The 9,729-nt window shown below is 73.0% G+C and carries 10 protein-coding genes; 3 read left to right on the top strand and 7 right to left on the bottom strand.

Annotated features, from left to right (window positions below; genetic code table 11):
- Positions 1-413, bottom strand: a 413-nt coding sequence (locus ACFW9D_RS26075; RefSeq protein ID WP_384625439.1) for a beta-ketoacyl synthase N-terminal-like domain-containing protein, incomplete at its 3' end; no start/stop codon positions are given.
- Positions 414-480: 67 nt separating this feature from the next.
- Here ACFW9D_RS26075 and ACFW9D_RS26070 point away from each other — a divergent pair.
- On the top strand, positions 481-1,116 hold the full coding sequence (locus ACFW9D_RS26070) for a TetR/AcrR family transcriptional regulator C-terminal domain-containing protein (RefSeq protein ID WP_384625436.1): 636 nt from the start codon (positions 481-483) through the stop codon (positions 1,114-1,116).
- A gap of 28 nt (positions 1,117-1,144) precedes the next feature.
- Here ACFW9D_RS26070 and ACFW9D_RS26065 read toward each other — a convergent pair whose 3' ends face one another.
- Positions 1,145-2,242 (bottom strand): mechanosensitive ion channel family protein, encoded by a 1,098-nt coding sequence (locus tag ACFW9D_RS26065; protein WP_384625434.1) that lies wholly within the window; start codon positions 2,240-2,242, stop codon positions 1,145-1,147.
- A gap of 76 nt (positions 2,243-2,318) precedes the next feature.
- On the opposite strand from ACFW9D_RS26065, the gene ACFW9D_RS26060 reads away from it, so the two are divergent.
- Entirely contained in the window at positions 2,319-3,053 is a 735-nt protein-coding gene (locus ACFW9D_RS26060; protein ID WP_384625431.1) for a class I SAM-dependent methyltransferase, read from the top strand.
- 1 nt (position 3,054) lies between these two features.
- Here the strand turns inward: ACFW9D_RS26060 and ACFW9D_RS26055 are convergent, their stop codons facing one another.
- A complete protein-coding gene (locus ACFW9D_RS26055; protein WP_188336142.1) occupies positions 3,055-4,263 on the bottom strand; it encodes a pyridoxal phosphate-dependent aminotransferase in 1,209 nt (402 codons plus the stop codon).
- 80 nt (positions 4,264-4,343) lie between these two features.
- Here ACFW9D_RS26055 and ACFW9D_RS26050 point away from each other — a divergent pair, with 80 nt between their 5' ends.
- Positions 4,344-4,988 carry a winged helix-turn-helix transcriptional regulator gene (locus ACFW9D_RS26050; RefSeq protein WP_384625427.1) on the top strand — a complete coding sequence of 215 codons (645 nt, stop codon included), beginning with the start codon at positions 4,344-4,346 and terminating at the stop codon, positions 4,986-4,988.
- 228 nt (positions 4,989-5,216) lie between these two features.
- On the opposite strand, the gene ACFW9D_RS26045 is transcribed toward ACFW9D_RS26050, so the two are convergent.
- From ACFW9D_RS26045 to ACFW9D_RS26030, 4 genes are all read right to left on the bottom strand, one after another.
- Positions 5,217-5,945 carry a hypothetical protein gene (locus ACFW9D_RS26045; protein WP_188336140.1) on the bottom strand — a complete coding sequence of 243 codons (729 nt, stop codon included), beginning with the start codon at positions 5,943-5,945 and terminating at the stop codon, positions 5,217-5,219.
- Positions 5,945-7,240 (bottom strand): VWA domain-containing protein, encoded by a 1,296-nt coding sequence (locus ACFW9D_RS26040; RefSeq protein ID WP_188336139.1) that lies wholly within the window; start codon positions 7,238-7,240, stop codon positions 5,945-5,947. Before ACFW9D_RS26040 ends, ACFW9D_RS26045 begins: the two co-directional genes overlap by 1 nt.
- A 104-nt stretch (positions 7,241-7,344) precedes the next feature.
- Positions 7,345-8,583, bottom strand: coding sequence for an FAD-dependent monooxygenase (locus ACFW9D_RS26035; RefSeq protein WP_384625424.1), 1,239 nt, complete (start codon positions 8,581-8,583; stop codon positions 7,345-7,347).
- Positions 8,584-8,641: 58 nt separating this feature from the next.
- A complete protein-coding gene (locus tag ACFW9D_RS26030; RefSeq protein ID WP_384625422.1) occupies positions 8,642-9,631 on the bottom strand; it encodes a helix-turn-helix domain-containing protein in 990 nt (329 codons plus the stop codon).
- Between the last annotated feature and the right edge of the window lie 98 nt (positions 9,632-9,729).

Here is a 9,729-nt window from a genome sequence, read left to right as displayed (position 1 = left end):
ATGAGCATGGGCACCGTGCGCGGCGAGACACGCCGGGTCCCGGCCGCCTCCAGGGTGTCGTCCTCCTTCAGCAGCGTCCGTACACCGCCGATGCCCGTGCCGATCGCCGCCGCGAGCCGGTCCGGGTCGGTCTGCGGGGCACCGGCGTCGGCCCAGGCCTCGGCCGCCGCGGTGAAGGCCGCCTGTTGCGAACGGTCGAGCCGCCTGGCCCGCGCCGGGGGCAGCGACACGGCGGGATCGGCCGCCATCGGGCCCGCCGGGACGTCGGGCAGGCCGATGTCCTCGTGGCCGGGAAGGGCGCCGCCGCGGATGCCGGACGCGCCGGCGAGCAGGGCCTCCCAGGTGGACGCGACGTCCGCCCCGAGCGGTGTGATCGCGCCGAGTCCGGTCACGACGACTTCGGTCCGGTGCATGCGCTTCGACCTTTCTTGTATGCGATACAAACGAACGAAGCCATGTTGTATCACATACAATTCCGGGGTGGAGAAAGCGGAGAAGGCGAAGAAGCAGCCCACCGGGGCGCGACAGGCCGCGGCCCGGCCGCGCGACCGCGGGCGCGCGACCAAGCGCAAACTGATCGAGGAGACGGCGCGGCTCTGCGAGGAGCGGCCCGGCGCCGAGGTGAGCGTCGCGGAGATCGCGGCGGCGGCGGGCGTCTTCCCGAACCAGGTCACGTACCACTTCGGGTCCAAGGACGCGCTGCTCGTGCACGCCGCGTTCCTCGGCCTGCTGCACGACGCCCGGCGCATCGAACGCATCGGCCGGCAGGCCCCCGACGCGGCGGCGTTCCGGCGCAACATCGCGCGCGCCGTCCTGGCCATGCCCTCGCTGCCGTCGGTCGCCCGGGCCCTGGCCGCCGGGATCTCCAAGCCCGAGCTCGCGCCCGTGGTCGATCAGCACCTCCAACTGCTGTTCCGGCAGTCGGAGCGCTATGTGAGCCGGCTCGCCGAGGCGCGCGGCTGGGGCGCCGGCCGGCCGTTCGACGTGGAGGCCAGGACCTTCTGGAGCACCGCGCTCGGCGCCGTGCTGCTCGTCCGCGCCGGCGCCCACGGCACCAACGCCGACCTCGACCTCGCCGGAGCCCTGACCGTCCACGACGGGCCCGGCGCCGGCTGACCCGGCGTGGCCGCCGGAAGGGGCGGGGTCAGCCCCGGCCGGTGCGGGGCGGGCGGCCGTCGCGGCTCAGGGAGACGACCGAGTCCGTGTCCGGAGGAAGGACGGCCGCGGCGGTGTTCACGCGCGGGAGGGCGTAGGGGTGCCGGTCGGCGAGCCAGCGGACCAGGTGCTCGCGGACGGTGACGCGGACCGTCCAGATGTCGTCCGCGTCCTTGGCGGTGACCACCGCGCGGACCTGGAGCGTGCTCGGCGTCGTGTCGGTGACGGCGAGGCCCCAGTTGCGGCCGTCCCAGGCCGGGCACTCGCGCAGGATGTCGTGCAGCTTCTCGCGCATCGCGTCGATCGGGGCGCTGTGGTCCAGGTGGAAGAAGACCGTGCCGGTCATCTGGGCGCCGCCCCGCGACCAGTTCTCGAACGGCTTCGACGTGAAGTACGAGACCGGCATCGTGATCCGCCGCTCGTCCCAGGTGCGGACGGCGAGGTAGGTCAGGGTGACCTCCTCGATGGTGCCCCATTCACCGTCGACCACGACGGTGTCGCCTATCCGCACCATGTCGCCGAACGCGATCTGGAACCCGGCGAACAGATTGCCCAGCGTCGACTGCGCCGCGACACCGGCGACGACGCTGATGATGCCCGCGGACGCGAGCAGCGAGGCGCCCGCCGCCCGGAACGACGGGAACGTCAGGAGCATCGCGGCGACCGCCACCACGCCGACGACGGCGGTCACGATCCGCTGGATGAGCGTGATCTGCGTGCGCACCCGCCGGACCCGCGCCGCGTCGCGGTGCTGGTCGGCGTAGCGCGTGTAGGACGACTCGACGATCGCCGTCGCGATCCGCACGACGAGCCACGCGGTGGCGCCGATCAGCACGAGACTGAGCACCTGGCCGATGAACGCCGTGTGGTCCCGGGCGATCCGCGCCTGGTCGTACGAGCCGCGCAGCAGGGCCGAGCACAGCACCAGTTGGTACGGGAGCCGGCAGCGGCGCAGCAGATCCCACAACGGGGTCTCCGGGTGGCGCCGGTCGGCGCGTTGCAGCAGACGGTCGACGGCCCACCCGACGAGGAGTGTGAGCACGACGGAACCGCCGAGGACGATCAGCGGGCGCAGTACGTTCTCCATCCCCCGACCGTAACCCGCCCCCGGAACGGCTCGTTCAGCCCCCCTCGGGTTCCGGCCGGCCCCGTAGGCTGCCCCGATGGATCGTCCGACGGGCACGACGGAGAACGACTACGACCGGTTCGCCGAGGTGTACGCCGAGGCCACCGAGCACAGCCTCGCGAACGCCTACTACGAGCGGCCGGCCGTGCTCGGCCTCGCCGGTGACGTCACCGGCCGCCGCGTCCTCGACGCCGGCTGCGGCGCGGGCCCGCTGTCCGACGCACTGGCCGAACGCGGGGCGCGCGTCACGGGCATCGACGCGAGCGCCGCGATGATCGCGCTCGCCCGCCGCCGTCTCGGGGACCGCGCCGGCCTGCACGTGGGGGACCTGCGCGACCCGCTGCCCTTCGGCGACGGCGCGTTCGACGACGTCATCGCGTCCCTGGTGCTGCACTACCTGGAGGACTGGGGGCCGACCCTCGCCGAACTGCGCCGCGTGCTGCGGCCCGGCGGCCGGCTGATCGCGTCCGTGGACCACCCCTTCGTCGCGTACACGCACCCGGGCACGCGGCCCGACTACTTCGCGACCAGCAGCTACACCTTCACGTGGGAGTTCGGTGGCCGGAGTCTGCCGATGCGGCTGTGGCGCAGGCCGATCCACGCGATGGCCGAGGCCTTCGCCGCCGCCGGCTTCCGCGTCACCGCCCTGAGCGAACCGCGGCCCGACCCGGCCGCCCGCGCGCTCTTCCCCGACGGCTACGACAAGCTCACGACGCAGCCCTGCTTCCTCTTCTTCGTCGTGGAGGCGGTCGGCGGACCCGCCGGGCGGTGACCTACTGCCGGTAGCCGCTCAGGAAGCGGCCGATGCGGCTGATCGCGGCGTCGAGGTCGTCGGCGTGGGGGAGGGTCAGGATGCGGAAGTGGTCGGGGCGCGGCCAGTTGAAGCCCGTGCCCTGCACCACCTGGATCTTCTCCCGCAGCAGCAGGTCGAGGACGAACTTCTCGTCGTCCACGATCGGATGCACGGCCGGGTCGATGCGCGGGAACGCGTACAGCGCGCCCTTCGGCTTGACGCAGCTGACGCCCGGGATCTCGTTGAGCTTCTCCCACGCCTTGTCGCGCTGCTCGTGCAGCCGGCCGCCCGGCGCGGTCAGTTCACGGATCGACTGGCGTCCGCCGAGCGCGGCCTGGATGGCGTACTGGGCCGGCGCGTTCGGGCACAGGCGCATGGAGGCCAGCATGGTCAGGCCCTCCAGGTAGCTCCTGGCGTGCTGCCGCGGGCCCGTGACGACCAGCCAGCCCGACCGGAAGCCCGCCACCCGGTACGTCTTCGAGAGCCCGGAGAAGGTGAGCACGACCAGGTCGGGGGCGAGGGCGGCGGCGCTGTGGTGCACCGCGTCGTCGTACAGGATCTGGTCGTAGATCTCGTCGGCGAACACCATCAGGCCGTGCCGGCGGGCGAGATCGAGGATGCCCTCGACGATCTCCTTCGGGTAGACCGCGCCGGTCGGATTGTTCGGGTTGATGATGACGACGGCCTTGGTGCGGTCCGTGATCTTCGCGGCCATGTCGTCGAGGTCCGGGTACCACTCGGACTGCTCGTCGCACAGGTAGTGGACGGCCTTGCCGCCGGACAGCGTCGTCACCGCCGTCCACAGCGGGAAGTCCGGGGCGGGGATCAGGACTTCGTCGCCGTCCTCCAGGAGCGCCTGTACGGCCATGGAGACCAGCTCGGAGACGCCGTTGCCGAGGAACACGTCGTCGACGCCCACCTCCAGGCCGAGCGCCTGGTAGCGCTGGGCCACCGCGCGGCGGGCGGACAGGATGCCGCGCGAGTCGGTGTACCCGTGCGCCCGCGGGAGCATCCGGATCATGTCCTGGACGATCTCCTCCGGCGCCTCGAAGCCGAAGAGGGCGGGGTTTCCGGTGTTGAGACGCAGCACGCTGTGGCCGGCCTCCTCGAGCGCGTTGGCGTGCTCGATCACCGGGCCGCGGATCTCGTAGCAGACCTCGCTCAGCTTGCTCGACTGCCGGAACTCCATGTGCGTGCCTCCTTGCTGGGGTACTTGGTTTTACCAAGCTGGAGCTTGGAAAGTCCAACAAGTTGCATAGACTGCCGGTCATGAGCCGCCGAAGCTACGACCAGTACTGCGCCGCCGCCCGCGCTCTCGACGTCGTCGGGGACCGCTGGACGCTGTTGATCGTGCGGGAACTCCTCGCCGGGCCGCGCCGCTACACCGACCTGCACGCCGATCTGCCCGGCGTCAGCACGGACATGCTGGCCGCGCGGCTCAAGGACCTGGAGCGGGACGGGGTCGCCGTGCGCCGCCGCCTCGCGCCGCCCGCCTCCGCCTACGTGTATGAACTCACCCCGCGCGGACGCGAGTTGCTGCCCGTGCTGCAGGCGCTCGGGGAGTGGGGCGGGCCGCTGCTGGCCGAGCGCCGGGCCACGGACGCGGTCCGGGCCCACTGGCTGGCCCTTCCCGTGCTGCGCGGACTCGCCGGGCTGGGGGAGAGCGGCGTCGTGACCGTCCACGTCGACGAGGGCGAGTTCTTCGTACGGGTCGGTCTGGACGGGGACCCGTACGGGGAGGGCGTGTTCGGGGGCGGCGAGGCGGATGTGCGGCTGGTGCTGGACGCGGAGGTGGCCGGGGCGATCGCTCGCGGTGAGCGGGATGTGGTCGCGGCCGCGCGCGAGGGAGCGGTGACCGTCACCGGCACCGGGGCCTTGGCGAAGGCGCTCATGACCGACCCTTCGCGCGCCTGACAGGATTAGGCCGGCTCCGGGCCCCTTGGTGCGCTTGACAGCGACGGTTCGGCAATTCAAGCCCCTCCGGCGATTGAGGAGCGGGGTCTGGGGCGGAGCCCCAGGGGTGCCGCCGTTGGGGCTTGCGATTTCGTCGCCGGGTGCGGGCCGGTGGGGCTTCTCGCGCAGTTCCCCGCGCCCCTGAAGGCGCACTTCGTGCGCCCTCAGGGGCTTCGGGTCCGAGGAGGGTCAGGCCCGGCGGGGGCGGGTCAGGACGTAGCCCCAGATGCCGGCCAGGGCGGCGAGCGCCGCGCCGAGCGCGGTCCAGAGCCAGCGCGTGGTCCACCACGGGGAGGACCAGTCGTGGTCGTCCGGGACGCCGGGCGCGACCAGGGGCTCGGACAGGGCACCGTCCACCGCCGCGGCCGCGCCGATCTCCTTCGACGTCGCCTCCAGCGACGCCGACACCGGCAGACCGAGGTCCGCGTCGTCGAGCCCCGTCACCGTGAGCCGCACGTAGTAGGAGCCGGGCAGCGGGTCATCGGCCCACGGCTCGGACCAGGCCCGCACCGTCCGCAGCGTGCAGGCCAGTTCGACCTTCGCCGCGTCCGCGGGCACCGTGCGCGCCTGCGTCCCGTACATGCACGACTGGCGGCGCCGCAGCCCGTCGTACACGTCGATCCGCCAGCTCTGCGCCCCGTGCCGGGCCTGCGCGTCGGGGAGTGCGACGCTCGCCCGGACCGTCGGGCGCTGCCCGGCGTCGGCGGGGAACGACCAGTACAGGTAGTCGCCGGTCGACGCGCTCGCGGTCGGCTTCTGGCCCTGCTCGAACGGGGTCGCCGTACGGAACGACGTCCCCGCCTCGGTCGGCGCCTTCTGCTCCGCGTCCTCGTCGTCGGCCACCGCGGGGCCCGCGAACGCCAGCAGGGACATCAGTCCGCCCAGCAGGGCGCCCGTCAGAATTCGTGCGCGTCGCATCAGTTCGTCCTCCAGACGGCCACCCGCCAGCGCGACAGCCAGCCCCAGATCACACCGGTGAGGAACCCGGCCACGACGAGCGCGCCGAGCAGCCACCAGCCACGTCCCAGACCGAACGCCGCCACGTCGGAGGAGCCGTCGGGCCCGTCCACGACGTCGACCGTGAGCTCGACCGGGAGACCGGGCGTGGTCTTGACGGAGGCCGGAGCCGAGTAGGAGTTGGACACCTGGAGGCACACCGTCTCGGCCTGCGGCTCATCGGTGCCGTCGGAACCGGAGTCGGAGTCGGCATCCGGCTTCGGGTAGCGCAGGCCCGTCGAGACGACGTCCGTGCGTCCGTCCCCGGCACCCTGGCCGCGCACGATCTCCCGGCCGTGCGTGGTGACGGCGCGCAGCAGCACCCCGTAGTCCCGGTTCACGGCCCGGTCCGCGGCGACGCTCACCGCGGCGCGCAGCTCCTTGCCGGGCTCGACGTCGACCCGGTAGTAGCGGTGCTCGCCGAACTTCTCGCGGTCGGTGTACAGGCCGGGCTTGAGCTGCGGGGCGCTCGCGCACTGCGCCGCGCCCTCGACGGCGACCGGCGTCACGACCGGGTCGGCGGCTCGGTCGACCAACTGGCCGACGCGGTCGGTCAGTTCGTCCTTGTGACGGACGGACGTGTACGTGCCGCCCGTGGCGTCTGCGATGCAGGACAGCTGTGCCCGCGTCTTGGCGTCGGCCACGAGGCCGAGCGTGTCGATGGTGAGGCCGATGCCCTTCGCCGCGATCTCGCGGGCCACCTCGCACGGGTCGAGCGGCTGGCAGGTGTCCTCGCCGTCGCTGATGAGGACGATCCGGCGGGTGCCGTCACCGCCCTCCAGGTCGTCGGCCGCCTTCAGCAGCGCCGGGCCGATCGGCGTCCAGCCGGTCGGCCGCAGCGTCGCCACGGCGGTCTTCGCCTCGGTGCGGTCCAGCGGGCCCACGGGGTAGAGCTGCGCGGTGTCCTTGCAGCCCGTCTTGCGGTCCTCGCCGGGATAGTTCGCACCGAGGGTGCGTATGCCGAGCTCGACCTCCTCGGGCGTCGCGTCGAGCACCTCGTTGAACGCCTGCTTCGCGGCGGCCATCCGGGAGTCGCCGTCGATGTCGCGGGCCCGCATGGACCCGCTGACGTCCAGGACGAGTTCGACCTTGGGGGCGGGCTTGTCCCCCGCGGGCTCGTCGGCGGCCGCCGCGCTGCCGACGGGACCGAACCCGCCGAGGGCGACGGCGGCGAGCAGGGCGCTCGCGCCCGCCGCCAGCCGTTTTCTAGTGATCATCGGCGGATCCTATGGAGCCGGGCGCGTCGATGCCAAAACGGTGACCGGGTTCTGATAGGGGATCAGCCGCTTTGTGTCCCGGCGGACTTCGCGCGCCCCCGCCGTCATCCGGTGCGCCGCGTGAGACTGCGTCCGCCGAACGCGCCGGAACCGTCCAGCCCGCCCCACCACTTCTCCAGCTCCGTACGGTCCATGTCCCCCCAGCGCGGGGTCCGCTCCACCAGCTCCCGGCCGAGCCGGCGCCCGAGCGTCACCATCGTGCGGCCCACCGCGGCCCGGTCGGCGTCGTACGCGGCGAGCGCGGCGGACAGGGTGGACGTCCCGGACAGCGCCGCCTCCAGGGCCGTCGCGTCCTGCAGCGCCTTCACCGCTCCCGCCCCGGTGTGCGGCCGGGCCACCGTCGCCGCGTCGCCCGTCAGCGCCATCCCCGGCGCCGTGTACCGCGCCGCCGTGAAGTCGTACAGCGGCTGAAGGATCAGCTCCTCCGGCGTCGTCTGCCGGACCAGGTCGCCCCAGTACGGGGGCAGCAACTCCTCGGCCACGTACGCGAGATGATCACGCAGCGGCGCGGGCGCGGTGCCCGGCGGCAGGCTCACCGGGGAGTCGGGCGCCGGGGCGTGGCCGGGCGGCGGCGTCGTGTACAGCACCCAGTTGGCGTGCCGCCCGCCGCCGGACCCCTCCGGGATGCGGTACACGATCAGATGGCCGCCCGGGAAGACGACGTACGCGCACTCGTCCTCGGGCCAGAGGCCGGGCGCCGCGAGCCGCTCGACCGGGAACGCGCCGCGCCACGCCGTGTACCCCGCGTACTCGGGGCGTACGTCTCCGCAGGCCGCGGCCCGCACCACCGAGCGGTAGCCGTCCGCGCCGACCACCAGGTCGAACCGCTCGGGCGCGCCCGCCCCGGTCCGAAGGAGCACCCCGTCCCCGTCCGGATCCGCGGCCACCTCCCGCACCGGCGAACCCGACCGCACCTCCACGTCCGCGGGCACCCGGCGCCGCAGCTCCCGCCACAGGGAACCCCAGTTGTACGCGCGGAACGGGAACGGGGTCGTCCACAGGTCGCGGCCCAGCGGCGAGAGGGCCGCGTCGTCCCGCACGTACCAGCGCCGCCGCCTCATCTGGACCCACGGCATCGACGCGTCGACATAGCCGGACGCGGCCAGCTCGGCGTACCGGTCGTCGTGCAGGGCCACACCGACGCCCCGCGCGTCCAGGGGGTCGGTCGCCCGCTCGTGCACGGTCACCGCCCCCGCACCACCCCGCCGCAGCGCCAGCGCCGCGGCACATCCCGCGATGCTGCCGCCCACGACGGCGACGGACGGACCCTGACCCCTGCGCATGCCCACTCCCTGCGGTAGACGACACCGGGCCCGATCCTTTCAGCCCGGTGCGCGGAAGTCAGGCGTTGTCCGGTCCGGTGTCGATCCAGCCGAGCCGTGCCGCACGGAAACCCAGCTGCATGCGGTTCTGCACCCTCGCGGCGGCCATCATCTGGCTGATCCTGCGCTGCACCGTCCGTGCGGAGGTGCGCAGTTGGGTGGCGATCGCCTGGTCGGTGAGGCCTGCCAGCATCAGGCCGAGGATCTGCGCACCCAGGTCACCGACGGCGGGCGCGCCCGGCAGCGCGTCCGCGGAGGCGGCGAACGGCGTCGCCTTCTCCCACTCGGCCTCGAACAGCGCGATCAACGCGTCGAGGAGGCTGCACTCGTGTACGAGCAGGGCCCCCTCTTTCGCCGCACGGGCGGAACCGAGCAGCGGAACAATGGCCAACTCACTGTCCACGATGAAGAGTTTCAACGGCAGTGTTTCCGCGATCCGGACCATTTCCCCGGAATCCCGGGCCCGCAGAATGTCGTCGAACGGCAGAGTTCCTCCGTCGACCATGGCCCGTTCGACGATGACGCGGCATCGCACACCGCGTTCGGTGACCGCTTCTCCGGTCATGTTCCTGGGCGAGAAGAACGGCGCCTTGACGAAATTCATGACCTCTTTCCGGGCTCCGAGCTGCATGTGCCCGACGCGCTCGCTGATGGCCTCGCTCCCGTGGATCACGTCGACGACCTCGGCCGCCCCGCGCCCCAGCGTGGCCGCGCGGTAGACCTCGTCCAGGGAGTCGAGTTCGAGCCGCGCCACATCGAGCTCGTTCTGCCGCCGGGCCAGGGACGCCTGGAGGGCGACGGCCGGTGGGGCGGCGACGAACCGCGTGGTGTCGCCGAGGCTGCGGGCGACGAGCCCGCGGTCCTCGAGCCTGCCGAGGACGCGCCACACCTGGAGGATGTCGCGGCCGACGAGTTCGGCGAGTCCGGTGGGCGTGGCGGAGGCCACCGAGACCAGGATGCGGTAGGTGTCCGCCTCTTCGGCGGTGAGTCCCAGTACGTCTGCCAGCATGTCGCCTCTCCGTCCGGGGGGGCGGGGGGGGGGGGGCCCGCCCCCCGCGGGTGGGGTTGTGAGAGGGCATCGGGGGGGGGGGGGGGGGGGTGGAGGTC

The sequence above is a fragment of the Streptomyces sp. NPDC059524 genome (assembly GCF_042749255.1).
Classification (GTDB): domain Bacteria; phylum Actinomycetota; class Actinomycetes; order Streptomycetales; family Streptomycetaceae; genus Streptomyces; species Streptomyces xanthii.
This window is presented reverse-complemented; position numbering and strand designations above follow the sequence as displayed.

What these genes read in the sequence shown, in the direction of transcription:
- ACFW9D_RS26045 (WP_188336140.1), bottom strand. Translation starts at nt 5,945, where the DNA reads ATGCGACGCGCACGAATTCTGACGGGCGCCCTGCTGGGCGGACTGATG.
- ACFW9D_RS26035 (WP_384625424.1), bottom strand. Translation starts at nt 8,583, where the DNA reads ATGCGCAGGGGTCAGGGTCCGTCCGTCGCCGTCGTGGGCGGCAGCATC.
- ACFW9D_RS26030 (WP_384625422.1), bottom strand. Translation starts at nt 9,631, where the DNA reads ATGCTGGCAGACGTACTGGGACTCACCGCCGAAGAGGCGGACACCTAC.
- ACFW9D_RS26065 (WP_384625434.1), bottom strand. Translation starts at nt 2,242, where the DNA reads ATGGAGAACGTACTGCGCCCGCTGATCGTCCTCGGCGGTTCCGTCGTG.
- ACFW9D_RS26055 (WP_188336142.1), bottom strand. Translation starts at nt 4,263, where the DNA reads ATGGAGTTCCGGCAGTCGAGCAAGCTGAGCGAGGTCTGCTACGAGATC.
- ACFW9D_RS26040 (WP_188336139.1), bottom strand. Translation starts at nt 7,240, where the DNA reads ATGATCACTAGAAAACGGCTGGCGGCGGGCGCGAGCGCCCTGCTCGCC.
- ACFW9D_RS26060 (WP_384625431.1), top strand. Translation starts at nt 2,319, where the DNA reads ATGGATCGTCCGACGGGCACGACGGAGAACGACTACGACCGGTTCGCC.
- ACFW9D_RS26050 (WP_384625427.1), top strand. Translation starts at nt 4,344, where the DNA reads ATGAGCCGCCGAAGCTACGACCAGTACTGCGCCGCCGCCCGCGCTCTC.